24 protein-coding genes and 1 pseudogene are annotated in these 24,969 nt (G+C 62.3%); 5 read left to right on the forward strand and 20 right to left on the reverse strand.

What is annotated here, in order from left to right; translation table 11 throughout:
• Positions 1–101: 101 nt before the first annotated feature.
• Complete coding sequence (locus P9250_RS17040; protein WP_250509568.1) at positions 102–809, reverse strand: transposase; 708 nt, start codon at positions 807–809, stop codon at positions 102–104.
• A gap of 223 nt (positions 810–1,032) precedes the next feature.
• Between P9250_RS17040 and P9250_RS17045 the strand changes: the two genes are divergently transcribed.
• A complete protein-coding gene (locus P9250_RS17045) occupies positions 1,033–1,740 on the forward strand; it encodes an OmpW family protein (RefSeq protein WP_370652139.1) in 708 nt (235 codons plus the stop codon).
• A gap of 33 nt (positions 1,741–1,773) precedes the next feature.
• Here the strand turns inward: P9250_RS17045 and P9250_RS17050 are convergent, their stop codons facing one another.
• Positions 1,774–2,004: a hypothetical protein gene (locus P9250_RS17050; protein ID WP_309844595.1), complete on the reverse strand. Its 231-nt coding sequence runs from the start codon at positions 2,002–2,004 to the stop codon at positions 1,774–1,776.
• A 29-nt stretch (positions 2,005–2,033) separates the two neighbouring features.
• Here P9250_RS17050 and P9250_RS17055 point away from each other — a divergent pair, with 29 nt between their 5' ends.
• Positions 2,034–2,411 carry a YqjD family protein gene (locus P9250_RS17055; protein WP_244826399.1) on the forward strand — a complete coding sequence of 126 codons (378 nt, stop codon included), beginning with the start codon at positions 2,034–2,036 and terminating at the stop codon, positions 2,409–2,411.
• A gap of 42 nt (positions 2,412–2,453) precedes the next feature.
• Here the strand turns inward: P9250_RS17055 and ugpQ are convergent, their stop codons facing one another.
• From ugpQ to pilM, 13 genes and pseudogenes are all read right to left on the reverse strand, one after another.
• The gene (gene ugpQ, locus P9250_RS17060) at positions 2,454–3,203 is read right to left on the reverse strand and encodes a glycerophosphodiester phosphodiesterase (protein ID WP_310394275.1); all 750 of its coding nucleotides are present in this window, start codon (positions 3,201–3,203) and stop codon (positions 2,454–2,456) included.
• 14 nt (positions 3,204–3,217) lie between these two features.
• On the reverse strand, positions 3,218–4,303 hold the full coding sequence (locus tag P9250_RS17065; protein ID WP_250465841.1) for a sn-glycerol-3-phosphate import ATP-binding protein UgpC: 1,086 nt from the start codon (positions 4,301–4,303) through the stop codon (positions 3,218–3,220).
• 3 nt (positions 4,304–4,306) lie between these two features.
• Positions 4,307–4,618, reverse strand: a complete 312-nt coding sequence (locus P9250_RS17070) for an antibiotic biosynthesis monooxygenase (RefSeq protein WP_244826402.1) — start codon at positions 4,616–4,618, stop codon at positions 4,307–4,309.
• A 69-nt stretch (positions 4,619–4,687) separates the two neighbouring features.
• A complete protein-coding gene (ugpE, locus tag P9250_RS17075) occupies positions 4,688–5,533 on the reverse strand; it encodes a sn-glycerol-3-phosphate ABC transporter permease UgpE (RefSeq protein ID WP_244826403.1) in 846 nt (281 codons plus the stop codon).
• Positions 5,530–6,414 carry a sn-glycerol-3-phosphate ABC transporter permease UgpA gene (ugpA, locus tag P9250_RS17080; protein WP_310394277.1) on the reverse strand — a complete coding sequence of 295 codons (885 nt, stop codon included), beginning with the start codon at positions 6,412–6,414 and terminating at the stop codon, positions 5,530–5,532. Before ugpA ends, ugpE begins: the two co-directional genes overlap by 4 nt.
• 58 nt (positions 6,415–6,472) lie before the next feature.
• A complete protein-coding gene (ugpB, locus tag P9250_RS17085; RefSeq protein WP_310394279.1) occupies positions 6,473–7,798 on the reverse strand; it encodes a sn-glycerol-3-phosphate ABC transporter substrate-binding protein UgpB in 1,326 nt (441 codons plus the stop codon).
• Positions 7,799–7,845: 47 nt separating this feature from the next.
• Positions 7,846–9,012: pseudogene (locus tag P9250_RS17090) on the reverse strand (deoxyguanosinetriphosphate triphosphohydrolase); the annotation flags it as partial.
• A 124-nt stretch (positions 9,013–9,136) separates the two neighbouring features.
• A complete protein-coding gene (aroB, locus tag P9250_RS17095; RefSeq protein WP_310394282.1) occupies positions 9,137–10,225 on the reverse strand; it encodes a 3-dehydroquinate synthase in 1,089 nt (362 codons plus the stop codon).
• Between the two features lie 8 nt (positions 10,226–10,233).
• The gene (locus P9250_RS17100; RefSeq protein WP_244828131.1) at positions 10,234–10,740 is read right to left on the reverse strand and encodes a shikimate kinase; all 507 of its coding nucleotides are present in this window, start codon (positions 10,738–10,740) and stop codon (positions 10,234–10,236) included.
• A gap of 160 nt (positions 10,741–10,900) precedes the next feature.
• On the reverse strand, positions 10,901–12,436 hold the full coding sequence (locus tag P9250_RS17105; RefSeq protein ID WP_310394284.1) for a type IV pilus secretin PilQ: 1,536 nt from the start codon (positions 12,434–12,436) through the stop codon (positions 10,901–10,903).
• Positions 12,433–13,275 (reverse strand): type 4a pilus biogenesis protein PilO, encoded by an 843-nt coding sequence (pilO, locus tag P9250_RS17110; protein WP_310394286.1) that lies wholly within the window; start codon positions 13,273–13,275, stop codon positions 12,433–12,435. Before pilO ends, P9250_RS17105 begins: the two co-directional genes overlap by 4 nt.
• On the reverse strand, positions 13,272–13,943 hold the full coding sequence (locus tag P9250_RS17115) for a PilN domain-containing protein (protein ID WP_250465850.1): 672 nt from the start codon (positions 13,941–13,943) through the stop codon (positions 13,272–13,274). Before P9250_RS17115 ends, pilO begins: the two co-directional genes overlap by 4 nt.
• On the reverse strand, positions 13,940–14,923 hold the full coding sequence (pilM, locus tag P9250_RS17120) for a pilus assembly protein PilM (protein WP_310394288.1): 984 nt from the start codon (positions 14,921–14,923) through the stop codon (positions 13,940–13,942). The genes P9250_RS17115 and pilM overlap by 4 nt, the downstream gene beginning before the upstream one ends.
• Positions 14,924–15,200: 277 nt before the next feature.
• Between pilM and P9250_RS17125 the strand changes: the two genes are divergently transcribed.
• A complete protein-coding gene (locus P9250_RS17125; RefSeq protein WP_310394290.1) occupies positions 15,201–17,606 on the forward strand; it encodes a penicillin-binding protein 1A in 2,406 nt (801 codons plus the stop codon).
• A gap of 20 nt (positions 17,607–17,626) precedes the next feature.
• On the opposite strand, the gene cyaY is transcribed toward P9250_RS17125, so the two are convergent.
• Positions 17,627–17,947 carry an iron donor protein CyaY gene (cyaY, locus tag P9250_RS17130; RefSeq protein WP_244826413.1) on the reverse strand — a complete coding sequence of 107 codons (321 nt, stop codon included), beginning with the start codon at positions 17,945–17,947 and terminating at the stop codon, positions 17,627–17,629.
• 36 nt (positions 17,948–17,983) lie between these two features.
• Here cyaY and lptM point away from each other — a divergent pair, with 36 nt between their 5' ends.
• Together lptM and lysA are read left to right on the forward strand one after the other, a co-directional pair.
• Positions 17,984–18,271 carry an LPS translocon maturation chaperone LptM gene (lptM, locus tag P9250_RS17135; protein WP_244826414.1) on the forward strand — a complete coding sequence of 96 codons (288 nt, stop codon included), beginning with the start codon at positions 17,984–17,986 and terminating at the stop codon, positions 18,269–18,271.
• Positions 18,272–18,315: 44 nt separating this feature from the next.
• Positions 18,316–19,578: a diaminopimelate decarboxylase gene (gene lysA, locus P9250_RS17140; protein WP_310394292.1), complete on the forward strand. Its 1,263-nt coding sequence runs from the start codon at positions 18,316–18,318 to the stop codon at positions 19,576–19,578.
• 47 nt (positions 19,579–19,625) lie between these two features.
• On the opposite strand, the gene msrQ is transcribed toward lysA, so the two are convergent.
• From msrQ to P9250_RS17160, 4 genes are all read right to left on the reverse strand, one after another.
• Entirely contained in the window at positions 19,626–20,294 is a 669-nt protein-coding gene (msrQ, locus tag P9250_RS17145; protein ID WP_310394294.1) for a protein-methionine-sulfoxide reductase heme-binding subunit MsrQ, read from the reverse strand.
• 3 nt (positions 20,295–20,297) lie between these two features.
• The gene (msrP, locus tag P9250_RS17150; protein WP_310394296.1) at positions 20,298–21,287 is read right to left on the reverse strand and encodes a protein-methionine-sulfoxide reductase catalytic subunit MsrP; all 990 of its coding nucleotides are present in this window, start codon (positions 21,285–21,287) and stop codon (positions 20,298–20,300) included.
• Between the two features lie 155 nt (positions 21,288–21,442).
• Positions 21,443–22,654: a c-type cytochrome biogenesis protein CcsB gene (gene ccsB, locus P9250_RS17155; RefSeq protein ID WP_310394298.1), complete on the reverse strand. Its 1,212-nt coding sequence runs from the start codon at positions 22,652–22,654 to the stop codon at positions 21,443–21,445.
• A 4-nt stretch (positions 22,655–22,658) separates the two neighbouring features.
• Positions 22,659–24,896: a cytochrome c biogenesis protein ResB gene (locus P9250_RS17160; protein ID WP_310394301.1), complete on the reverse strand. Its 2,238-nt coding sequence runs from the start codon at positions 24,894–24,896 to the stop codon at positions 22,659–22,661.
• Positions 24,897–24,969: the final 73 nt, after the last annotated feature.

The following is a 24,969-nucleotide window of genomic DNA, read 5'->3' on the forward strand; positions in this document are numbered from 1 at the left end:
CAAAATATTGGTTCCATATCGATATTGGGCAAAAGTAAACGGCGCGCCCGAATCTTCGTGCCGCCGTCCTTTTGAAGCGTCGTTTTCCGCGATGCCCGTGGTTATTGAGATTGAGGCGTCTCGCGCACTTTACGCGGCCGTCCGCGCGGCAATGGCGACACGCGCCGGTTCGCCGCACGCGATGCCCAATCGCGGTACGCATCGCTGCCGAGCACCCAGCCTTTCAGAGTGGCTTGCAGGAGACGATTAGCCTCACGCTCGTCGAGCGGCTGATCGCACAACTCCTTGTATGCATGCTGGCGTTCGAACGGCGTGTTGCCGAGCGACCAGAAGAGCGGATGGTCGGTGATCAGTCCGTCGAGCGTCAGCCCTATATGGTGCCGAAAACTCGACCACTTGTAGTCCTGCGGCACGGCAACCAGACCCGCGCGAACCGGCGCGGTTTCAACCACGCGCGTGGCAAGCAGGAAATAACGTTCACCCTCGATGACCGTTGCGCGATATCGCCCTTCCCACAACGTCCCGCGCCGCGTGTAACGGCGATTGAAATGCGCCACGTAACGACGCCCGACTGCCTGCATCGCCTTCGGAAGGCTCGATTCGTCGCGCGGCGTGACAAGCAGATGCACCGCCTGCGGCATCAACGCATATGCATGAATGGAAAGATGATGATCACGTGATGCAGTTCTCAAGCAGTCGATAAAAAGCTCGTAGTCCTGGTCGTCGACGAAGGCAGGTTGCTGGTCGAGACCGCGCAGGATGACATGCTGCGGCTGATCGGGAACATAGAGTCGTGCAAGCCGTGCCATTCTGGATATTCCATTGGTCGCGTTTGTGTTACCCCAATCGGGGACCTTGTGGAGATGTTGAGGCAGCGTGGACGAAACACATGCAAATGCCATGCAACACGATTCCAACGCCGCACACGTCTTAGGGAAAATGCTCTACGGCGACGCTATGGTTACTTTGAAATCTTATGCTCATAATGAGCGTGCTTTTCTGGAGGAGCACAAATTGAAAATAAAACAAGTCATGGTGGGAGCAGCGGCATTTGCGTGTGTAGCCAGCGCGGCGCACGCACAGTCGGCGGGTTCCTTCTACGCAACCGCTGGCTGGTTTCACTTCGCCCCGCAAGACAGCAGCGGCCCGCTCAAAGAGACAAGTGTAGGCGGATCTCCCGTCAATATCGACGTACAGGGCACGGGCGCCGGCATTTCAAGCGCGGATACGGCAGGCTTCACGCTTGGTTACTTTGCCACCGACCACATTGCGGCGGAATTCGAAATGGGCATTCCGCCCTCCTTCGACCTCGAAGGCACAGGCTCGTTCTCGCAATACGGCAAGCTCGGCAGCGCGAAACAATGGAGCCCAACGCTGCTTTTCAAATACTTCTTTAATGCTCCTCAAGCGAAGTTTCGTCCATTCGTCGGCATTGGCGTAACGCGCACCTGGTTCACCGACGCCAAGATCACGAACTCATCGTTCGAAGGCAACGTCCTGCATGGTCCGACCTCCGTCGACACGGATAGTTCTTGGGCGCCGGTGTTCAACGTGGGCGCCGTCTATAACTTCACGGAGCATTGGTTCGCGGGTTTTTCCGTGTCGTTCATTCCGTTGAAGGCAACGGCGACTTTGAACTCGCAAGCGCAGACGCCGGTTGGCACGTTGAACGTGCAGTCGAAAGCGAAGATCACGTTGAATCCCATCGTGACTTATTTGCGTGTCGGCTATCGTTTCTAAGAACACTGGATTAACCACGGCGTTCCCAAAATTTTATTTGCGGGCATGCAAATAAAAGCGCCGCCATGCATGAAGCGTGGCGGCGTTTGATTTTACCGGCTCTTGTAAATGTGACCCGCGCATTTGCGGAGCTTGCGCATTTATTACGCTGTAGCAACGCCGTTCACCGACAGTCTTGCTGGTGACACGACCGTGCGCGCTCATGGGCATCGAATTTGCTGCATCGTCGATTTCCCGCTCTTCGCGAGCGGTGTGGTCATCCATCCACGATTCATCCATCGACGGAGCGATCTATGAACGCATTGCCTAACACGCGAGACGCCATCGGAGATTCCTGGAGCAGCACCAACCGCCGTGCGCGCCGTATGGCGCGTCATGGCCGTGATGCCGCCGAGGACATCAGCGGCGAGTTGCGCGCGCTGCTTTCCGATCTTGAAGAAACGCTGTCGAACGGCGCATCGGCCGATGCCGCCATCTTGCGCAAGCAAATCAGTTCGCAACTGGACGGCGCACGTTCCCGTCTGAACGACACGCACGCCGCGCTCCGACAACGCGCCGGCGCTGCTCTAGACGACGCCGATGCGTATCTGCACGAAAAGCCCTGGCAGACGATTGCACTCGTCGGCGGCCTGGCGCTCGTCGCGGGCGTTTTGCTGGCCCGCGCTCGCTGACCGAACGAGCGGCGCCAGTATCAATGGCGCCGCGCGCGTCGTTCAACTTCCCGCGAGAAAATCCGCACCAATGATATCGATGCGATCCGTGCAGATCGCATCGACTCCCCATTGGGCGAGCAACTTCACGCGCTCAGGTTCATTGGGCGTATAGGCAAGCACACGCAAGCCCGCGTCCTTGATTTCGCGAACGAGTGCTTCGCTCAAATGCCGGTAACTCGCATGCAGCGACACGCATGCGAGTGCCGACGTTTGCTCGCGCCAGTCGACCGGAACTTCCTCGTACAGCATGCCGCGAGGAAGCTCTGGTGCCGCGTTGCGCGCGGCTTGCAGCGCCTCGTATGAAAACGACGACAATAACGGCGCCGGTTCCGCACTCGCCCACAAGCGCGCCGCCTCACGCGCGACAAGCTCACCCGTCTCGACTTCGCGTCCGGGACACGGCTTGATTTCCACGTTTGCCGCCATGTCGAGTTCCGTGCAACGCGCGTGTACTTCAGCGAGCGTCGGCATATGCGCGCCCGCGAATGGCTTGCCGAACCACGAGCCCGCATCGAGTGCACGTATTTGCGCGTAAGTCATCGAGCGCGCGGGTCCATGACCGTTCGACGTGCGATCGACGTCATCGTCGTGCAGCAGAAAAACCACATTGTCGGCCGAGAGCTTTGCATCGAATTCGATCATGCGCAGACCGCGCCGCGCGCCTTCGTCGATGCCTTCGAGCGTGTTCTCGGGCGCGAGCTTGCCGCCGCCGCGATGCGCGACGATTGCGGGATAAGGCCAGGTTCTCATCGCGGATACTCCCTTCAGTTGACGCGCCGACCGCTCGCCGGATCGAAGAAATGCAGTTGTTGCGGCGGCACGGACACCGCCAGCTTTTCGCCACGCTGCGGCCGGTGCGTATGCGGCAAACGCGCCGCCACGTCGTGCTTGCCCCACTTGCCGTGCGCGAGATTGTCGGCGCCGAGCAGCTCGGTGGAATCGACATCGAGCGTCGCGCTCGCCGCGCCGACGATGCCCGGCGTCATATGCTCGGGACGAAGGCCGATGATCCACTCGCGGCCGTGCATCGTGCCGTTCAAACCGGCAGCGCCCGCAACCGGCAGCTTCGGTCCGCCGTCCGCCACCTCGAACGTCGAGCCGTTTTCCGACAAGCGCCCTTCGAGCAGATTCATCGCGGGCGAGCCGATGAAGCTCGCGACGAACACCGTCGCCGGCCGCTCGTAGACTTCGGTCGGCGCGCCGATCTGCTCGGCGTGTCCCTTGTTCATGACGATGACGCGTTGCGCGAGCGTCATCGCTTCGATCTGGTCGTGCGTAACGTAAAGGCTCGTGGTTGCGAGTCGCGCGTGAAGCCGTTGAATCTCGAGACGCATTTGCACGCGCAGTTTGGCGTCGAGATTCGAGAGCGGTTCGTCGAAGAGGAATACGGCCGGTTCGCGCACGATCGCGCGGCCCATGGCAACGCGCTGACGCTGCCCACCCGACAGTTCGCGCGGCTTGCGCGCGAGCAGCGGTTCGAGTTCGAGAATGCGCGCCGCATTCGCCACGCGGCTCTCGATAGTCGCGCGATCCGCGCCGCCGATCTTGAGCGCGTAAGCCATGTTCTGCGCGACGCTCATATGCGGATAGAGCGCGTAGTTCTGGAACACCATCGCGATGTCGCGATCCTTTGGCTCCAGCTTGTTGACGACCTTGCCGCCGATCTGGATCTCGCCCTCGGACACGCTTTCGAGCCCCGCGACCATGCGCAGCAACGTCGATTTTCCGCAGCCCGAAGGACCGACCATGACGACGAACTCGCCATCCGCGATTGCCACGTCGATGCCATGCAGCACGAAGTTCTTGCCGTCGTAGCTTTTCCTGACCGCCTTGAGATTCAACGCAGCCATCGATCAGTCCCGCAGCGCGCCGCACACCGTCGCGAAATGCGCGACCGCGATGCCCGGCTCATAGAAGCGATGCAGCAGCGCGCGCCATTGCTGGTAACCCGCCGATTGCCGAAAGCCCGGATCATGCGCCGCGACCGAATCCCAACGCACCAGCAACACGTATTGCGAGCCGTTGCCGGCGTCCGCCCCGCGCACGAGCTCATGCGAACGATAGCCCGGCTGCGCCGCGATGATCTTCTGCGCTTCGTCGAAAGCGGCTTCGAATGCGCTTTCCTCGCCGGCCATGACCGGCAACTGCGCGATTTCGAGAATCATGTCTGAAGTCTCCCGTTTGAGCCCGAGCGGACGCTTTCTGTTCTCGGGCGTCATGCCAAGGTGGTTGCGTTATTTTTCCGAATCGACGAGGCCGCGCACGAACCAGCGCTGCATCGTCAGGACGACCGCGAGCGGCGGCAACATGGCGAGCAAGGTCGCGGTCATGACGAGATGCCACTCGGTCGCGGTATCGCCCGATGCGATCATGCTCTTGATGCCCACCACCGCCGTTTGGAGCGACTGCTCGTTGGTGATGAGAATCGGCCACAGATACTGATTCCAGCCGTAGATGAACGTGATGACGAAGAGCGCCGCGATGTTCGTCTTCGACAGCGGCAGCACGACATCCCAGAAGAAACGCAGCGGCCCCGCGCCGTCGATGCGCGCCGCTTCCATCAGTTCGTCCGGCAGCGTCATGAAGAACTGGCGGAACAGAAAGGTCGCGGTCGCCGATGCAATGAGCGGCAGCGTCAGCCCGGCGTACGTGTTCGACAGATGCATCGACGACACGACCTGCACCGTCGGGAAAATACGCACTTCCACCGGCAGCATGAGCGTGACGAAGATCAGCCAGAACGCTAAGTTCTTGAACGGAAAGCGGAAGAACACGATCGCATACGCCGAGATGATCGACACCGCGATCTTGCCGATGGAGATCACGAGCGCCATCACGAGGCTGTTGATCAGCATGCGTCCGAAAGGCGCCGCCGCGTTGCCGCTGCCGTGCGTCCAGATGTTCGCCACGTTTTCGAAGAGATGCGTGCTCGGCACGAGCGAGAGCGGCACGGTGAAGACTTCCTTCGAATTCATCGTGGCCGCGCAGAACGCGACATACACCGGAAACACGATCAGCGCGACGCCTACGAGCAGCACCGCGTGACAGAAGATATCGAAGCCGCGTCGGTTCTCGATCATGAATATTGCACCCTGCGTTCGACGAAGCGGAACTGCACGATGGTCAACGCAACGACGATCACCATCAGCACGACCGATTGCGCGCCCGAACTACCGATGTCGAGACCCTGAAAGCCTTCCGCGAAAATCTTGTAGATGAGTGTCTTGGTCGACTGCGCCGGGCCGCCGCCGGTGGCGGCGTCGATCACGGGGAAGGTGTCGAAGAATGCATAGACCAGATTCACGACGAGCAGGAAGAAACTCGTCGGCGAAAGCAGCGGCAGCGCAATGCCGAAAAAGCGTCGCACGGGACCGGCTCCGTCGATGGCCGCGGCTTCGATCAGCGACTGCGGAATTGCCTGAAGTCCCGCATAGAAGAACAGGAAGTTGTAGCTGACCTGCTTCCACACCGACGCGAGCACGACGAGAAACATGGCTTGCGTGCCGTTCAGCGCGTGGTTCCACACGATGCCCTGCTTCGCGAGCGCATATGTCACGAGCCCGATGCTCGGGTTGAACAGAAACGACCACAACACCGCCGCAATCGCGGGCGCGACGGCATATGGCCAGATGAGCAGCGTCTGATACGCTTTCGCGCCGCGCGTCACGCGGTCGGCGCACGCGGCAAGCAGCAGCGAGATCACGAGTCCCGACACGGTAACGAGCGCGCAGAAGATTATCGTCGTATTGAACGACGACAGATAAAGCGGGTCCGCGAAAAGCTGCTTGAAGTTCGCGAGGCCGACGAATTCGCTCGACGTGCCGAACGCGTCCTGACTCTGCGTGGATTGCCAGAGCGCTTCGCCCGCCGGCCACAGAAAGAACAGCGCGGTGATCGCGAGCTGAGGCGCAACGAGCAGATACGGCAGGACGCTCGTATCGAAACGAGACCGTTTTTCCATCGATGTTTCCTGAAACGGCGCCCGCGAGAAGCACGCGGGCGCGCTGCGTCATGGGCGCTTAACCACCGCTCTTTTCGAAGCGGCGCAGCAGTTCGTCACCGCGCGAAACCGAAGAATCGAGCGCCTGTTGCGGCGTCTTCTTCTCCGCCCAGACCTGCTCCAGTTCTTCATCGACGACGGTGCGAATCTGCGGCATGTTGCCAAGACGCAAACCCTTGGTGAAGGCGAGCGGCGGCTTGTTCAGCATCTGCTTGATGGCGATATCCGCGCCGGGATTCTTGTCGTAGAAACCCTGCTTCTGCGTGAGTTCGTAGGCCGCTTGCGTGACCGGCAGATAGCCCGTGTCTTGATGCCACTTCGCCGCGACCGGCGGCGAGGTCAGATAAGCGAGAAACTTCGCGACGCCCTTGTACACGGCCGGGTCCTTGCCCGACAGCACCCAGAGACTCGCGCCACCGATGATCGCGTTCTGCGGCGCGCCCTTCACGCTCGCGTCGTAAGGCATCATGCCGACGCCGTATTCGAACTTCGCGAACTTGTTGATGGTCGCGCGCGAGCCCGACGAGTTTGTGATGATGCCGCAATCGCCGCTATAGAACTTCGAGACCGGCTCGTCCTTGCGGCCCACGTAGGTGAAGTTGCCTTCTTTCGCCATCTTCTGCAGGAAGGCGATATGCGCGACTTGCAGCGGCTTGTTGAAGTCGAGCTTGGCGTCGATCCCGTCGAAGCCGTTGTTCTTCGTCGCGAACGGCGCCGCATGCCACGCGCTGTAGTTTTCGAGCTGAATCCAGCTTTGCCAGCCCGACGAATAACCGCACGAGTAACCGGCGGCCTTGATCTTCTTTGCGTCGGTTTCGACATCGGCCCAGGTCTTCGGCGGCTGGTTCGGGTCGAGTCCCGCCTTCTTGAAGGCGTCCTTGTTGTAGTACAGAACCGGCGTGGAGCTGTTGAACGGCATCGAGATGAGATGGCCGGTCTTCGCGTCGCTGTAGTAACCGGAGATGGTCGGCACGAAGGCCTTCTCGTCGAGCGGCACGCCTGCCTGCTTGAAGACGTCATAGACCGGAACGACGGCTTTCTTGCCCTGCATCATCGTTGCCGTGCCGACTTCGTAGACTTGCAGGATCGCGGGCGCGTTGCCGCTGCGAAACGCCGCGATGCCCGCCGCGAGCGTCTGATCATACGTACCCTTGAACACGGGGACGATCTTGTAATCGCTCTGCGACGCGTTGAAGTCGTTGGCTATGTCGTTGACGCGCTCGCCGAGCGCGGCTTCCATGGCGTGCCAGAACTGGATTTCCGTCGCGGCCTGCGCTGCGGTGCTGCCGGCGAACGCGAGCACGGCAGCTGCTGCGATCGAGCGGAACGAGGGCATGCGTCTCATCGAGAAAGTCTCCTTGAATTGATTCTTGCGCGTTGAAACGCGCGATATTAGTTGTTGTCGATGACAAACAGGCGTTGATACTCCTTCAGTGCATAGCGGTCGGTCATGCCCGCGATGTAATGCGCGACGAGCCGCGCCTGCGAGCTGTCGTGGCCGGTTGAACTCGCGTCGTTGGCCGACTCCTCCACCGCGGCCTGACGCGCCTGATAAGCGGGCGGCAACAGGCGCGGGTCGTCGGTGAACGCGTCGAAGAGACCCGTCACGACGCGCTTCGCCTTGTTTGCCATGCGCATCACGCGATAGTGCCGGTACAGGTTCCTGAACAGAAAACGCTTGAGCGCGGCAGCTTGCGCGGCAATTTCATCGCTATGCGCGACGAGCGGCGGCGCGTTGCGGATATCGTCGATGGACTTCGGCGCCACGCGCGTGAGATTGCGGCTCGTCGCCTCGATCAGATCGACGATCAGCGTGTTGATGATGCTGCGAATGGTCTCGTGAATCAGCCTGCGTCCGCCGGTGTCCGGATACGCGGCGCGCGCCACATCGAAATGCGTATGCCAGAGGCTGACTTCGGAAAGCTGTTCGAGCGTGATGAAGCCGGAGCGCAAGCCGTCGTCGACATCGTGATTGTTGTAGGCGATTTCGTCGGCGACATTGGCGATCTGCGCTTCGAGCGACGGCTGCTTGCCCGTGAGAAAGCGTTCGCCGAGATCGCCGAGCTTGCGCGCATTTTCGCGCGAGCAATGCTTGAGAATGCCCTCGCGCGTCTCGAAGCAGAGGTTGAGGCCGTCGAATGCGCCGTAATGCTCTTCGAGCTGATCCACCACCGCGAGGCTTTGCAGATTGTGCTCGAAGCCGCCGTGATCGCGCATGCATTCGTTGAGCGCGTCCTGGCCCGCGTGACCAAACGGCGTGTGGCCGAGATCGTGCGCAAGCGAAATCGCTTCGACCAGATCTTCGTTCAAATTCAGATTGCGAGCGACCGAACGCGCGATCTGCGCGACTTCGAGACTATGCGTGAGACGCGTGCGAAAGAGGTCGCCTTCGTGATTAACGAACACCTGCGTCTTGTATTCGAGCCGCCGGAACGCAGTGGAGTGCACGATGCGGTCGCGGTCGCGCTGGAATTCGGTACGGGCGGCAGGCGGCGCTTCGGCATACCGGCGTCCGCGCGACAACGCCGAATGCGCCGCGTACGGCGCGAGATACGCTTCGAACGAGCCCGATGGCGGCCCGCTCGACGGAAGTAGACTTTCTATTTCGCTCACCGGCTGCTCCGCTCAAGTCGTGGTTCCGGTTGTCTCCGGCATTGCCGCCGGGTCGGCGCCGATCCGATTCTCAGACGCTTGCGGCGAGCGTCTCGCGCACGGCGTGGTCGGGCGCCTTTGCTATTTCGACCTCGCCGAAGCGGGTCAGCAAAATGAACTTGATCTCGCCGGCTTCGGCTTTCTTGTCGACCTTCATCAGATCGATATAACGCGCCGCGCCGAGCGTGGGCGCCACGACCGGCAGCTTCGCGGCTTCGATCACGCGCACGAGACGCTTGCGCGCGGGTTCATCCAGTTTGCCGAGGCGCACGGAAAGATCCGCCGCCATCACCATGCCGCAGCCCACCGCTTCGCCGTGCAGCCATTCGCCGTAGCCCAGGCCCGCTTCGATGGCATGCCCGAAGGTATGACCGAAGTTGAGAATTGCGCGGCGTCCGCCTTCGCGTTCGTCCGATGCCACCACCGACGCCTTGATCTCGCACGAACGCTTGACCGCGTGAGCAAGCGCTTCTTCGTCGCGGTCGTTCAGCTTCGCGATGTTCGCTTCGATCCACTCGAAGAACTCGGCGTCCGCGATTGCCGCCGTCTTGATGACTTCCGCGAGTCCCGCAGCGAGTTCACGGTCCGGCAGCGTGCGCAAAGCGCCGATGTCCGCGATCACCGCTTGCGGCTGATAAAACGCGCCGATCATGTTCTTGCCGAGCGGATGATTGATGCCCGTCTTGCCGCCCACCGATGAATCCACTTGCGAGAGCAAAGTGGTCGGCACTTGAATGAACGGCACGCCGCGCATATACGATGCCGCCGCGAAGCCGGTCATGTCGCCCACCACGCCGCCGCCGAGTGCGATCAGCGTGGTCTTGCGGTCGGAGCGTTCGCTGAGGAGCGCGTCGAAGATCGTGTTGAGCGTTTCCCAGTTCTTGTGCGCTTCGCCATCCGGCAGCACGACGGTCGTCACCTTCTTGCCGAGCGTGGCGAGTGCGGCGCGGAGTTCGTCGCCGTAGAGCGGATCAACGGTGGAGTTGGTGACGATGGCGACCGACACGCCCTTGACATGCGGCGCGAAAAGCTCCGTGCGACCGATGAGGCCCGCACCGATATGAATGGGATAGGCGCGTTCGCCCAGTTCGACGTCGACGGTAATCGAGGGGGAAATCATGACGGACATTATGACTGAGCCGGTTTGATGACGCCGGCCACCTCCAATTGCATCAGGACCATGTTGACGAGCGCGTTGACGGTAGGTCGGCCGGTTTCCACGACGAAATGCGCGCACTCGTTGTAGAGCGGATCACGCGTCTGAAAGAGCGCTTCCAGCTTGCCGCGCGGATCGTCGGTCTGCAAAAGCGGCCGGTTCTTGTCGCGCCGCGTGCGCTGCCAGAGATCGTGCGGATTTGCACGCAGATAGATGACGACGCCGCGATTCTTCAGATGTTCGCGATTCTCCGGGCGCAGCACCGCACCGCCGCCCGTAGCGAGCACGATACCGCTCTTTTGCGACAGCTCGTCGATAACGTTGGCTTCGCGCTGACGAAAACCCGCCTCGCCTTCGAGCTCCCAGATCACCGGGATGCGCGCGCCGGTGCGCGCCTCGATTTCCTGATCCGAATCGATGAATGAGCGCTGCAAGCGGCGCGCAACCGCGCGGCCCACGGTGGTTTTACCCGCCCCCATGAGTCCGACGAAAAAGATGTTCGCGTTCGCGTGCCCTTCCTGCAACTCGGTTTCCTTCAAGTCAATCGAATTTTGTTCGTGCGGCAGCTTAAGGGCAAATAGCCCGCTTTGTCGAGTCGGGCCGCCCGCTCGCGGCCCCGCTTTCCGCTTCTTTCCGCCTTCATCCACTCGAAGCAATGACGCGCGGCGTAATCAGGATCACCAGCTCGTTGCGCGAGCTGCGGCGCGCGTCATGGCGAAACAGCCAGCCGAGCCACGGCAGCTTCGACAGTCCGGGCACGCCCGTGACGTCGTTGCGCTCGTCTTCCGAGTAGATGCCGCCGATCGCCACCGTGCCGCCGTCCTCGACCTCGACGCGCGTCTGGACGTGCTTGGTGTTGATGGCCGGACCCGCGTCGGTCTGCTCGCCGACGCTGTCTTTCGCGACATCGAGATCAAGAATGACATGCCCGTGCGGGGTAATCTGCGGCTCGACCTCCAGTTTGAGCGCCGCGCGCCGAAACTGCACGCCGGAAACGCCGTTGCCCACTTTCGCCTGATACGGCAGCTCCGTGCCCTGCTCGACCAGCGCCTTCGCGCGGTCAGCCGTCACCACACGCGGCCGGGAGACGATCTGACCGCGTCCCTCGGCTTCGAGCGCGCTCAGTTCGATGTTCAGAAGCCGTGTGGCCTGAGCCGCGAACAGCGTGAGTCCGGCCGTGGCGGCGTCGAAACCGTTGATCGGCCGCGCCGATAAATCGTACACGACGCCGTCCTTGCCGCCCGAGAGACCGCGCGCCGGGTCGTTCACGCCCGCGACGCCCAGCTTGACGCCAAGCGTGCGCGAAATGCCCGCCTCGCCTTCGAGGATCTTCGCTTCTATCACGACCTGCGGCGTGGGCTTGTCGATCTGCGCGACGAGTTCGGCAATTTGCTTCACGCGCGCGTCGAGGTCCGTCACGAAGAGCAGATTGGTGCGCGTGTCGGCCATGGCGGAGCCGCGTTTGGACAGCACGCGCTGGCTCCCGGAGCCTGTCAGCAGCTTGCGGACGTCTTCCGCGCGCGGATAGCGCAGCACGAACGTGCGGCTTGCGAGCGGTTCGAGATCGGCGGCGCGCGCGTGCGTCTCGTAGCGCAGCTTCTCGCGTGCGGCGAGTTCCGCGAGCGGCGCGACCCAGATCACGTTGCCGTGCTGCTCCATGGCGAGGCCGTTCACGTCGAGCAGCGTGTCGAACGCACGGCGCCACGGTACGGCGACGAGATTGATCGACACCTGGCCGCGCACCTTGTCGCTCGCGATGATATTGAGCCCGCTGAAGCGGGCAAACGCATGCAGCGCGGCGCCCAGGTCGGCGTTCTTGAGATCGAGCGTGATCGGCTTGCCGTCGTCGGCGCTGCCGGGCGATTGCGTGCTCAGACGTTCGGGCTGCGGCATCGGCACGGGCGGGCCTTCGAGCGCCTCGCTCGTTTCCGTCGATGACTTCGCGGCAGCCACGGGCTCCGCACTCGCCGCAACGGGCGGCGACAAGAGCGCGGGCGGCGCGCTCGTATCGATGGCGAACTGGTCGGTCGGCAAAGTCTCGTAGCCCGCGGGCAACGGCGGCAAAGGCGCAATGGGTTCGCTTTGATCGGCTTCGGCCCAGACCGCGTGCGACGCGAAAAGGAGCGCCAGCGCCAGAACGACCCTCTTGAAACGAAAAGTTGGCGGCGCGATCACTTGCGGTCCTCCACGAAACTCAGCGTGCGCGAAGCGCCGTCGTCACTCGCGAGCTCGACCGCGCGCGGCCGCACGCGTCCGAGCCATTCGTCTCCGATCTTCTCGCCGGGCCGGAAGTCGCCAACGCCCTCGCTGCTCTGCATCAGCGCCATCGCGCGATGACGTCCGAGAAGCGTCCCGACGAGCAGCAAGTCCGCGCTGCGCGAAAAGCCGCCGGCGCTTTCCTTGCCGAACGGATCGATGACGAAGGCGTTCGTGCGCGCCGGTTCGGGCAGCGGCACGGCCGGAAGATCATCGTGGATGCGCAAGGTCGTATCGATGGAAAGTACACCCGTCTGCCGCCGGATTTGCACGCCTTCCGGTATGACGAGACGCGGCAAACCCGCGAGCGCCTCGATGAACCGCTTCATCTCGGCAAAGCCGCCTTCCGCGCGAAACCGGAGCGCGCGCGGTGCCTGGACCTCGGCGAGTTTCGTCTGAAGCGGCTCGATCTCCGTTACGTGCAACCCGCTTTGCGCGGCGAGACTGGCTACGGCGTGCAGCGCATCGGCGGCAGTCCAGTGTTCAGGGTTCAGACCGCCCGCCGCCACGCGTTTGCGCAGATCGGGCAATTGCGCCTCGATACCGCGCAGTTGGCCCGCTTTCTCCTGCGCGGCGGAGAGCGCCGCGTGGCTTGCCTCGAGATCGATCAGACCGGCCGCGCGCCAGCCCTGCACGCCGATGACGCAGATGATCGCCGCGAGAAGCATCGCGCCGCAGAGCGTCCATCGAAGCGGCCATTCATGGAAGGCCGCGACTGAGCGCAGACGGCCGGCATCGTTGAAGGACATCGTGTTCATTGACTGCTCCCGTGAGCGGTGTTGGTCGTGCGGCGGACGGCGAGCGCGGGTTGCGCGGTCTTTGCCGCCGCCGCGGTTTTGCGTGCGTAGCGCACCAGCGCCGTGAATTCGTAGCGTTCGACGTTCGATACGGCATCGCGCCTCGCCGGCGCCGGCGTGGTTGGCCGCCGCTTCATCTCGATCACTTCCACCGACTGCACGTCGCGCACGTCCTCCAGACGCTTGAGCCAGTTCGCCGCCGCTTGCGAATCGGGTGCGAGCGCCGCGAGTTCGACTTCGTCGGTCCGTTGCGAGACGCGTTGCAGCTCGACGCCGGGTTGCCGGGGCGCGTCAGCCAGCGCGTCGAGAAGCGCGAGAAAACGGTCGCGCGGCGCGGCAAGCGGTTGCGCGTTTTGGCGCGCGCGCCGCCGGTCGGCTTCGGCACGCGTGAGCCGTGCGTGCTCTTCGAGCTGCGCGCCCGACGTCCGTAGCGACGCTTCCAGCGCGAGACGCCGTTCATCCAGACGCGCGCGCTGCAAGGCATCCCAGCCCGCGACCGCGCCGACCGCCGCGCATCCGGCAAGACTCGCCGCCGCGAGAATCGCGAGCCGCTGACGGCGCATCTCGCGGCGCTTGCGCAAGCGGTAAGGAAGCAGGTTGAAGCCTTCGACCACGCTCGCGCCGCTCATTGCAGCACCTCGCGCAACGCCAGACCGAACGCCACCGCGAAGAGCGGCGAATGTTTGAGCGACGCATCGATGCCCGCCACGCCATTGCAATACGGCGCGCACTCGAACGGCAGCGCCGGGCAGCCGAACATCTTCGCCAGCGCGGGAAGTGGCAGCGCGGCCTGCGCCATCAGGTCCGCTTCGCCGCCGACGTACACGCAGTCGAGCGGCGCATCGGTGCCAGCGAGATCGCGGAGCGCGTCGGCGAGACATGAATGCTCGGGCGCCGGATACCGCACTTCGGACTCGACGCCGTGAGCGCCGGCGACCCAGCCGTGCAGCCCCGTTTTTTCGAGCCAGCAAAACATGAAGCGCGCATCCGGACCGAGCTCCACCTTGCCGGAATGACGCATTGCGCGCATGGCGGCCGCCGGTTCGCCGTCGATGGCGGACAGCGCGATTCCCGCCGCAGCCGCCGTTTCGACGCGCGCCTCGACATGCCGGCGCGCAGTGGCGGCAATCGCGACTTGCGCGCGGCCGTCCTCCTGCGTTTCGACTGACCAGTCCACCGCGAGCGCGCCGCGTTCGATGCCCGAGATGCGCTCGGCCTCCGCGAGCACGGCGGGTTCGAGCACGCCGCGCGGATCGCCGTCCGCCACGAGCGCGGGCGCATCGCGCGTCTCCAGCAACGCGGTGAGCGGCACGCGCGTGGTGAGCGTCGCGGACGACGGCAAGCCCATTGCGCAACGCAGCGCGCGCGACACGCCGTTCTGCGGCAAGCGCTCGACCGTACCGCAGAGCGCCGCGATCACGGCGGCGCGATCGACGAACTCGCCGTCGATCACCGCGCCCGGTTCGAGCGCCACCCAATCGATATGCTCGACGCACACCGCCGAGGGCGAACGCACGCGCTTGCTGAGCACCACTATCCGCACCGCGCTTTCGCTCACATCGATACCCGCTGCAAAGCGGCGCGTAACTGTCAATAAGGCCTTGTTCATGACTCACTCCATCGTCTCTTGCGCGCCGAACCTTTCGAGCGCTTGCACGAGAAGAATTGTGGTGAGCCGCGCGTCTTTCGAACATTCAGCCAAATGGCTAACGCGTGTGTTTGGCGCGTTTCAAAGGTGCTTATCCGCACGATCCCGCGTATCTTGAAGGGACGAAGTTTCGAAGCAGGAGAAACGGGACCGAAGCACGCCCGCGGTTCGTCGCAAGTCTTAAGAAAGGCTCGAAACCCGGACGGCTATAATCCCGAGACTGTTTTTTGGTGGTGCCATGCAATCCTCTTCCCCGACCAACCCGCCATCCAAACCGCCCGAAGGTCAGACGACCAGGCGACCGTGGTATTTGCGGCTGCTTTCCGCGCTTGTCATCAGCTTTTTCGCGCTAATCGTTTGCGCGGCGCTCGTGCTCGGGTATGCGCTTGTCGTCGCGATGCCGAACCTGCCTTCGCTCGATGCGCTCACTGACTACAAGCCGAAGGTGCCGCTGCGCATCTATACGGCGGATCACGTGCTGATCGGCGAGTTCGGCGAAGAGCGGCGCAGCGTCGTGCGCATTCGCGACGTGCCGGACCATCTCAAGAAAGCGGTGCTCGCCATCGAGGACTCGCGTTTCTACGACCACGGCGGCGTCGATCTCACCGGCATCCTGCGCGCGGGCACGGTGGCGCTGTCGAACGGTCACGCGTCACAGGGCGCAAGCACGATCACCATGCAGGTCGCGCGCAACTTCTTCCTGTCGAGCGAGAAGACCTACACGCGCAAGATCTACGAGATGCTGCTCGCTTACAAGATCGAGCGCGCGCTGACGAAAGATCAGATTCTCGAGGTCTATATGAATCAGATCTATCTCGGACAGCGCGCGTATGGTTTTGCGAGCGCCGCCCGGGTGTACTTCGGCAAGGATCTGAAGGACATCTCGCTCGCGGAAGCCGCCATGCTCGCCGGTCTGCCGAAGGCGCCGTCGGCCTATAACCCGGTCGTGAATCCGAAGCGCGCGAAGGTGAGGCAGGAGTACATCCTTCAGCGCATGCGCGAACTCAACTTCATCACGCAGGACGAATACGACCAGGCGAAGAATCAGCCGCTCGTCGTGAAGGGACAAGGCCGCGAGTTCAGCGTGCACGCCGAATACGTCGCGGAAATGGTGCGGCAGATGATGTACGCGCAGTACAAGGAAGAGGCGTACACGCGCGGTCTCAATGTCGTGACCACGATCGATTCCGCCGATCAGGACGCCGCCTACCGCGCGGTACGCAAGGGGCTGATGGACTACGAACGCCGGCATGGATATCGCGGGCCCGAGGGTTTCATCGATCTGCCCGCGAATGCGGACGACCGCGAGCAGGCTATCGACGACGCGCTTGCCGAGCATCCGGACAACGGCGAGATCGTCGCGGCGGTGGTCACGTCGGCGAGCACGAAGGAAGTGAAGGCGAGCTTCATCGACGGCAACGTGGCGACCATCAACGGCGCCGATCTGCGCTTCGTCTCCAATGCGCTCTCCACGCGCGCACAGCCCAATGCCCGCATTCGTCCTGGCGCGATCGTGCGGCTCATGAAGAACGACGACGGCGAGTGGATTATCACGCAGTTGCCGCAAGTGGAAGGCGCGCTGATCTCGCTCGTGCCGCAGGACGGCGCCATTCGCGCGCTCGTGGGCGGTTTCGACTTCAACAAGAACAAGTTCAATCACGTGACGCAAGCGTGGCGTCAGCCGGGATCGAGCTTCAAGCCGTTCATCTATTCGGCGTCGCTGGAAAAAGGCTTGTCGCCCGCGACCATCATCAACGATGGTCCGCTCTTCTTCACCGCCGCCGAAACCGGCGGTCAGGCGTGGGAGCCGAAGAACTACGGCGGCGGCTTCGACGGACCCATGACCATGCGCTCCGCGCTGCAGAGATCGAAGAACATGGTGTCCATCCGCATTTTGAACACCATCGGCACGAAGTACGCGCAGCAGTACATCACGCGCTTCGGCTTCGACGCGGACCGGCATCCCGCGTATTTGCCGATGGCGCTCGGCGCGGGTCTCGTCACGCCGCTGCAGATGGCGACGGGCTACGCGGTGTTCGCCAATGGCGGGTATCGCGTGAATCCGTATCTGATCGCCGATATCACCGACCCATACGGCGCGGTCGTGTCGCATCCGCAACCGCTCGTCGCGCAGCAAAGCGCGCCGCTTGCCATCACGCCGCGCAACGCGTTCGTGATGAATAGCCTTTTGCAAAGCGTCGCGCAGCACGGCACGGCGGCCAAGACGAATCAGTTGAAGCGCACCGACCTCGCAGGCAAGACCGGCACGACGAACGATTCGCGCGACGCCTGGTTCGCGGGCTATCAGCGTTCGCTCGTGGCGATTGCGTGGATCGGCTATGACAATCCGCGCACGCTCGGCGACAAGGAAACGGGCGGCGGTCTCGCACTGCCCGTGTGGATGGATTACATGGCGCGCGCCCTGAAGGGCTTGCCCGAGTACAAGCCGATGACGCCGCCCGACGTGACCTCGCTCGGTGGCGAACTGTACTTCGACGACATGACGCCGGGCCACGGCTTCATCGCGACAATCGGCGTGAGTCAGGCGTCGTCGGCCTCGGGCGTGTCGGGCGTCACGGCTCCGGCGCCCGAAGTCGGCGAGCAGGAAAAGCAGGACATCATGAATCTGTTCAAGGGACAGTGACGTTCCTTGCCGGGCGCGCCTTACTTCGCTGAAAAGCGAACGGGCTCGCCCGCCTGTTCGGTCGAATACTTGGTGAGCGTGGCGAAAAACTCGCTGTTGTCGCGTGTGTCGCGCCAGGCGCCATCCACGTATTTGTAGTGAAAACCGCCCGCCTTCGCGGCTAGCCAGATCTCGTGTTTCGGCGGCTGAAGATTGACGATCACCTTCGTGCGGTTCTCGAATTCTAGCGTGAGCACATTGCCGCTACGCTCGAATTCGATATCGGCTTCAGCCCGATCCACAGCACGTTCGATGGCCGTCAGCGCGGCCTCTGCCAAGCTCAGGTATTCCTGGTCTGTCATGCTAAACTCCATCGATTCAATGGTACAGGGACGTTTATGCGAGTCGTTTTCAGGATGAGCGCGATTGTAGCGGCTTTGAGCATGAGCGCCGCGGCAACACTCGCACTCGGCGGTTGTGGACAACGTGGTCCGCTCTATCTTCCCACTGTCCCGCCACTGCCGCAGCGTCCTAGCGACCTTCAGGATACGCCGCCTTCCGCTTCCGTCGACAAGGCAAGCGCTGCATCGGCTGCGAGCGAGACTGGCGACATTCCCGATACCTCCGGCGCGCCGCTGTCGCTTTCGCCGGACACCACTCTGAAACCGGCGCCCGCCGGGTACTGACCTAGGCCTCACGCGCACCAAGCCGCGTACATCCGACTCCACGCATGAACGATTCCGCATTCCACTACGTCGACGGCGCGTTGCACGTCGAAGGCGTCCCCGCCGCGTCGCTCGCGGAACAGTTCGGCACGCCGCTTTACGTCTATTCGCGCGATGCACTGACGCGCGCCTATCGCGCTTACGCCGATGCCTGCGCGGGCCGAAAGGCAACGGTGCACGTCGCGGTCAAAGCCAACAGCAATCTCGCGGTGCTCAACGTGTTCGCGCGCCTGGGCGCGGGCTTCGACATCGTGTCGTCGGGCGAACTGGCGCGTGTGCTGGCTGCGGGCGGCAAGGCTTCCAACACGGTTTTCTCGGGTGTCGGCAAGAGCGCGGCCGAGATGCGCGAGGCGCTCGAAGCGGGCGTGAAGTGCTTCAACGTCGAGTCCATTCCCGAGTTGCACGCGCTCAACGAAGTCGCGAAGTCGCTTGGCAAGAAGGCGCCCGTGTCGCTGCGCGTGAATCCCGATGTCGACGCCAAAACGCATCCGTACATCTCCACCGGTTTGAAGTCGAACAAGTTCGGCGTGGCCTTCGGCGACGCGCGCGCGACGTATCGTGAAGCGCATGACATGGCGAATCTCGATGTCGTGGGTATCGACTGTCATATCGGTTCGCAGATCACCGAAGTGAGCCCGTATCTCGATGCCATCGACAAGCTGCTCGACCTCGTCGAACAGATCGAGTCCGACGGCATGAGCATTCGTCACGTGGATGTCGGCGGCGGTCTCGGCATTACGTACGACGACGAAACGCCGCCGGATATCGGCGACTTCGTGCGCACGTTGCTCGCGCATTTCGAAGAGCGCGGCCACGGTCAGCGCGAAGTGTATTTCGAGCCGGGACGCTCGCTCGTCGGCAATGCGGGCGTGCTGCTAACGCGCGTCGAATATCTGAAGCCGGGTGAAGAGAAGAACTTCGCTATCGTCGATGCCGCGATGAACGACCTCGCGCGTCCCGCCATGTACGAGGCGTTTCATCGCATCGTGCCGGTCATGGAACGCAAGGCAAGCGCGCGTTTATACGATGTCGTCGGCCCGGTTTGCGAAAGCGGCGACTGGCTCGGACGCGATCGTGAACTGGCCGTCGAGCAAGGCGACTTGCTCGCCATTCTTTCGGCGGGAGCGTATGGCTTCGTGATGAGCTCGAACTACAACACGCGTGCGCGCGCCGCTGAAATCATGGTCGATGGCGAACGCGCGCGCGTGGTGCGCGAACGCGAAGAAGTGAAGCAGTTGTTCGCGGGCGAATCCATTTTGCCGGACTGAATCTTCGTGCCGTGAGCCAAAAAAGCGATGCCGTGGCATCGCTTTTTTTATGCGCTCAACCGGCGTCGCTCGATTCGTCCTTTGAGCCACGCGATCAGCCGCCAGCCCAGCAACACGATCACGATTGCGCCGTAAATCTTCGGCAAGGCGAAATCGTGCTTGCCGGCCTTCATCCACCAGAAATGCAGGATGGCCAGAATAGCGACGAGATAGATGATCCGATGCAGCATCTGCCAGCGGCGGCCGAGCTTGCGGACCATCGCTTTCGGCGATGTCACCGCGAGCGGTATCAGCAACACGAACGCGGCAAAGCCCACGGTGATGAACGGCCGCTTGCCGATGTCCTTCAACATCGCGGCGACATCGAACCACTTATCGAACCAAATGTATGTCGTGAAGTGCAGCACGGCGAAGAAGAACGCGTAAAGGCCGATCATGCGGCGAAAGCGCACGAGCGCCGTTACGCCCGTCAGCCGGCGCACCGGCGTGATGGCGAGCGTGATGCAGACATAGACGAGTGTCCAAAGGCCGGTCGAACGCGTGATGAACTCGATCGGATTCGCGCCCAGTCCGCCCATGACGCCGAGCAACACAATGCGCGCCAGCGGATAGAGCGCCGCGATGAACACGATCACTTTTGCGGGCGCGATCCAGCGCGGCCCGGACCGCACGTTCGCGCGCGTTTGCGATCGCTTGAGTTCGGATGCAGTGGGCATCGTTCAGAAGTTTTCCTTGAGGTCCATGCCCTGATAGAGCGACGCAACCTGATCGCCATATCCGTTGAACATGAGCGTCTTGCGCTTGGGCGCAAAGAAACCGTCCTCGCCAATACGCCGCTCCGTCGCCTGACTCCAGCGCGGATGATCCACGCCAGGATTCACGTTCGAATAGAAGCCGTATTCCGTCGGCGCGTATAGATTCCAGCTCGTCGGCGGCTGCTTTTCAACGAAGCGAATCTTGACCAGCGACTTCGCGCTCTTGAAGCCGTATTTCCACGGCACGACGATACGCACCGGCGCGCCGTTCTGATTCGGCAGCACTTCGCCATACAAGCCGACGGTGAGCAAGGTGAGCGGATTCATCGCTTCGTCCATGCGCAGGCCTTCGGAATACGGCCATTCGAGGATCGGCGTCGAAAGACCCGGCATCTGCGAAGGATCGGCAAGCGTGATGAACTGCACGTACTTCGCGCTGCCCGTGGGCTCCGCGCGCTTGATGAGCTCGGACAGCGAGACGCCGATCCACGGAATGACCATCGACCAGCCTTCGACGCATCGCAGGCGATACAAACGTTCTTCGAGTGGCGCGAGCTTCAGAAGCTCGTCGATGTCGTAGGTTTTCGGATTCTTGATCGCGCCTTCGACCGACACTTTCCACGGCCTCGGCCGCAACGTGCCCGCGTGTTCGGCGGGATCGCCCTTGTCGGTGCCGAACTCGTAGAAGTTGTTGTAGCTCGTGATGTCCTTGAGCGACGTCGCCTTGTCGAGCGCGATGAACTTCGGATTCGCTTTCGCCGCGAGTTTCTGGCCCTTCGCATCCGGCGATGTGAACGCCGCATTCGCGATGCCGCTCACGCCAGTCAAGCCGGTCGCCGCCAGCGCGCCGATCGAACGCAGCGCACGCCGCCGATTCTCGAACACATCGCGCGGCGTGATTTCGTGCGCGGCGATATCGTCACCATAAAGCGCGCGATTACGTCTGATCCACATGGAGCCATACTCCCTTTGCTTGCGCGGCATTGGATACGCCGCCCATCCATTCATATACGTGCAAACAGCAAACCGGATGCCGCTATTCCATCACAAGGCAAAAAAAAACCGCCAGCGCGACGCATGGCGGTTTCTCTTCTTTCGATGGCGCGAGATCAGAGCTTGCCGTAACTGTGCAGTCCCGAAAGGAACATGTTGACGCCCAAAAACGCGAAGGTCGTGACGATCAATCCCGTCAGCGCCCACCACGCCGCCGCCGCGCCGCGCAGGCCCTTCATCAACCGCATGTGCAGCCATGCCGCGTAGTTCAGCCAGACGATCAGCGCCCAGGTTTCCTTCGGGTCCCAGCTCCAGTAGCCGCCCCACGCTTCGGCGGCCCACAGCGCGCCGAGAATGGTCGCGATGGTGAAGAACGCGAAACCGACCGCAATGGACTTGTACATCACGTCGTCGAGCACTTCCAGCGACGGCAGACGGTCGGCCAAAAAGCCGCGCTGCTTCGCCAGATACGCGACGGAAACCATCGCGGAAAGCGCGAAACTGCCGTAGCCGATGAAGTTCGCCGGTACGTGAATCTTCATCCACCAGCTTTGCAGCGCGGGCACGAGCGGCTGAATCTGCTGCGCGTCGCGGGCAATCGAATACCACATCAGGAAGCCGACCGCCGCGCTGATCACGAGCAGCACGAACGCGCCCATCTGACGCGTCGCGTAATGCTGTTCGTAGTAGAGATAGAACAGTGACGTGATGAGGCAAAACAGTACGAACACTTCGTACAGATTCGAGATGGGAATGTGTCCGACATCCGCGCCGATCATGTACGACTCGTACCAGCGCACCATCAGGCCCGTGAAGCCCATGAGCACCGCGACCCACGTCATGCGCGAGCCGATTGCGCCGCCCGTCTGCGAGCGCGACACGAGGCCGATCCAGTAAAAGAGCGTCGCCAGAATGAAGAGCGCGCTCATCCATAGAATCGCGGATTGGCTCGACAGGAAGTATTTGAGGAAGAAGTTGGTTTCGGCGCGCGCGAGGTCGTGCTGGTAGAGCTGGATCGAGAACAGCGACATGACCGCGATCGTCGCGATGAGCAGCCGCGCCGGTTTCCAGCGCCAGCCGAGCACGACGAAGGTCGGCACTGCGGCGACCAGCACCGCCATGTCGTACACGTCCATGAACGTGTGATAGCGGTTGAGCGCGAAGCCCGCGCCCGCGACCATCGCGATGGCGAACAGCCAGTCGATTGCGCCCAGGCGTTTGAGGAACGGACGATCGTCGAAAACGGCGACATCGGGCAGGCCCGACGACGATGATGCCGGACGTTGCGTCTTGGGCTGCGCGTGGGAGGAGGTCTGAGAGAGGTCCATGATCTTACCGTGTTGATACTTCCGAGCCGGAGGCCGCGGATGGCTCGTGTGTTTGCGTCACCGGCGCTTTCGACGGATGCTGCGCCGCCGGATCGATTGGCGTGGTGCCGAGCGCCGCCGCGACCGTCGCGCGCGTACGCTCGAATTCCTTCTCGAAATCGAGCGTGCGGCGCGCCGTGGACATTGCCATCAAAACGCTCGCACCGCCTTGCCCTGAATCTTTGAGCCAGAACCAGAGCCGGCGTTCACGCACGTAAAACATCGAGAAAATGCCGAGCACGAGCAGGAGGCTGCCAAGATACACCACTTTTTTGCCCGGTGCGCGCGTTAGCTGGAATACCGATGCTTGCACCTGTTTGAAGGTGTCGAGCTGCAAAAATACCGGCGATCCGTACAGAAAGCTGTCGGAAAGCGCGTTGATGGACGACTGAACAAAGGCGCTGTTTTTCTCGTCCACTTTTGCGGCCGGCTCGCCGTTTTGTTCGCGAGAAATCTGCCAGACGTCCCACATTGCGCCTTCCAGCATGCGCATGAGCAAACCGGCGGCCTTTTCTTGCTCGCCCTTCGGCACCGAACGATCGATGAACGCCGCGATACTTTGAAATCCGCCGCTCATTTGCGGATTCGTGGACCCGTTGCCCGATTCATCCGCGCCGGCAAAAAGATTCAGCACGCGGATCGCGCTTTCGTCCAGGTGCTTCTGCAAATCGCCGTTTTCCTGAGGCACGGAACGCTGCGCGAACCGATGCGCAGCCTCGATGCGCGTCGCGGGCGTGGCAAGCGCGGCGCGCAGATTCATCCATTCCTTCACCGTGCCTTGCTCGTCGGCAGGAATGCGCAAGTAGCGGAACGGATCGCTCGGGCTCAGGCGCATGCCGGCGAGGAACATCCGCTGACCGCTGACATCGACCGGCAACATGTAGTTGCTGTACTCGCGCGCCTGACCGTCCGTGCCGCGCACCTTGTACTGCACCGATGGGCCGATATTGCGCAGATCCGTCGGCTTCGACGTCTTTGCGCCGGAGCCGAGGCGCTCGTCGAACGCATCGCGCAAGGTTTCCTTCTTGCCGACGCCGCGTGCGTCCGGCGCACCGTTGCCGTCCGTCATGTTTTCGACGTTGATTGCGCGGAAATCGGTGAATTCGACCGTTTGACCCTGCGCACCGGCAATCTGCTGATTCACGGGCGCAGTGCCGCCGATCGTACCGTTGAAGGGCGTGGTTTTCGCGCTGCCGCCGCTCATGGGCCAGGCGGTCATCTGCATCTTCGAGCCGCCGTCCTGAAAACTCGACTGATAGATAGACACGCCGTCGTACGTGAACGGCTTGTTCACTTCGACGCGCGCCGGAATGCGCTTGCCGGTCTTGTGGTCGATCACCACGATGTCGCTAGCGAACAGCTTCGGCATGCCGGTCGAGTAGTAATCGACGATGAATTTGTCGAGTTGAATCGAGAACGGCAAGTCCTGAATGATCGAGCCGTCCTGTTGATTCAAGATTGCCGTGCCGACGTATTGACCTTCCGGGACCCACGCGTAACCGCGAAACGTCGGATTCGACACGGACAGGCGATGCTCCGCCGGAATGTCGTTGATGACCGCGTTGGTCTGAATGGGCGTCTTGTTGAAGAGCCACATCTGCAGCTTGATGGGCAGATTGCTGTCGAGCAGCCCGCCGACGCAAATGATGACGATAGCCAGATGCGCCGAGATGTAGCCGATCTTCGTGAGCGCGCCGCGCTTGCCCGCGATGAGCGTCGAGCCTGCGTCAATCTGACGCGTGACAAAGCGATAACCCATCTTTGCGGAAAGACGTTCGAGCGTGGCGGCCGTCTGCGCGCGATCCGCGCTGACTACGAATTCACCCTTGTGATGAAACGCGCGCAAGCCGCCTTCGTGAACGCGATCCTTCCAGCTCTTGAGGTCCGCGATCATTTTCGGGCCGTTGCGAATGACGCATAGCGAGACTGAAATCACGAGAAAGATCAGGATCAGCATGAACCACCACGCGCTGTACACGGTGTAGATGCTGATGCCGCGGAAGATGTCCGCCCAGAACGGGCCGAACTGATTGACGTAGTTGGGGTACGGGTCGTCTTGCGTAAGCACCGTGCCGATGATGCTTGCTATGGCCAGTACGACCAGCAAGGCGATGGCGAAGCGCATCGAACTTACGAGTTCGACAAAATGCCTGACCGCGCGACGGCTCGACTTCGACTGCAATCCCGATGTGGTGACGCTCATTCAAACTCCGACTGACAGCAAAAAAGGGTGGCGACGCGAGCGGTCTCGTCGACCGACGTCCCACCCTTTTCTT

It is taken from the genome of Caballeronia sp. LP006 (assembly GCF_031450995.1).
GTDB lineage: Bacteria > Pseudomonadota > Gammaproteobacteria > Burkholderiales > Burkholderiaceae > Caballeronia.

Excerpts from the sequence above, each read along its gene's own strand:
- P9250_RS17040 (WP_250509568.1), bottom strand. The coding sequence starts at position 809 with ATGGCACGGCTTGCACGACTCTATGTTCCCGATCAGCCGCAGCATGTC.
- P9250_RS17045 (WP_370652139.1), top strand. The coding sequence starts at position 1,033 with ATGGTGGGAGCAGCGGCATTTGCGTGTGTAGCCAGCGCGGCGCACGCA.
- P9250_RS17050 (WP_309844595.1), bottom strand. The coding sequence starts at position 2,004 with ATGGATGACCACACCGCTCGCGAAGAGCGGGAAATCGACGATGCAGCA.
- P9250_RS17055 (WP_244826399.1), top strand. The coding sequence starts at position 2,034 with ATGAACGCATTGCCTAACACGCGAGACGCCATCGGAGATTCCTGGAGC.
- ugpQ (WP_310394275.1), bottom strand. The coding sequence starts at position 3,203 with ATGAGAACCTGGCCTTATCCCGCAATCGTCGCGCATCGCGGCGGCGGC.
- P9250_RS17065 (WP_250465841.1), bottom strand. The coding sequence starts at position 4,303 with ATGGCTGCGTTGAATCTCAAGGCGGTCAGGAAAAGCTACGACGGCAAG.
- P9250_RS17070 (WP_244826402.1), bottom strand. The coding sequence starts at position 4,618 with ATGATTCTCGAAATCGCGCAGTTGCCGGTCATGGCCGGCGAGGAAAGC.
- ugpE (WP_244826403.1), bottom strand. The coding sequence starts at position 5,533 with ATGATCGAGAACCGACGCGGCTTCGATATCTTCTGTCACGCGGTGCTG.
- ugpA (WP_310394277.1), bottom strand. The coding sequence starts at position 6,414 with ATGGAAAAACGGTCTCGTTTCGATACGAGCGTCCTGCCGTATCTGCTC.
- ugpB (WP_310394279.1), bottom strand. The coding sequence starts at position 7,798 with ATGAGACGCATGCCCTCGTTCCGCTCGATCGCAGCAGCTGCCGTGCTC.
- aroB (WP_310394282.1), bottom strand. The coding sequence starts at position 10,225 with ATGATTTCCCCCTCGATTACCGTCGACGTCGAACTGGGCGAACGCGCC.
- P9250_RS17100 (WP_244828131.1), bottom strand. The coding sequence starts at position 10,740 with ATGGGGGCGGGTAAAACCACCGTGGGCCGCGCGGTTGCGCGCCGCTTG.
- pilO (WP_310394286.1), bottom strand. The coding sequence starts at position 13,275 with ATGAACACGATGTCCTTCAACGATGCCGGCCGTCTGCGCTCAGTCGCG.
- P9250_RS17115 (WP_250465850.1), bottom strand. The coding sequence starts at position 13,943 with ATGAGCGGCGCGAGCGTGGTCGAAGGCTTCAACCTGCTTCCTTACCGC.
- pilM (WP_310394288.1), bottom strand. The coding sequence starts at position 14,923 with ATGAACAAGGCCTTATTGACAGTTACGCGCCGCTTTGCAGCGGGTATC.
- P9250_RS17125 (WP_310394290.1), top strand. The coding sequence starts at position 15,201 with ATGCAATCCTCTTCCCCGACCAACCCGCCATCCAAACCGCCCGAAGGT.
- cyaY (WP_244826413.1), bottom strand. The coding sequence starts at position 17,947 with ATGACAGACCAGGAATACCTGAGCTTGGCAGAGGCCGCGCTGACGGCC.
- lptM (WP_244826414.1), top strand. The coding sequence starts at position 17,984 with ATGCGAGTCGTTTTCAGGATGAGCGCGATTGTAGCGGCTTTGAGCATG.
- lysA (WP_310394292.1), top strand. The coding sequence starts at position 18,316 with ATGAACGATTCCGCATTCCACTACGTCGACGGCGCGTTGCACGTCGAA.
- msrQ (WP_310394294.1), bottom strand. The coding sequence starts at position 20,294 with ATGCCCACTGCATCCGAACTCAAGCGATCGCAAACGCGCGCGAACGTG.
- msrP (WP_310394296.1), bottom strand. The coding sequence starts at position 21,287 with ATGTGGATCAGACGTAATCGCGCGCTTTATGGTGACGATATCGCCGCG.
- ccsB (WP_310394298.1), bottom strand. The coding sequence starts at position 22,654 with ATGGACCTCTCTCAGACCTCCTCCCACGCGCAGCCCAAGACGCAACGT.
- P9250_RS17160 (WP_310394301.1), bottom strand. The coding sequence starts at position 24,896 with ATGAGCGTCACCACATCGGGATTGCAGTCGAAGTCGAGCCGTCGCGCG.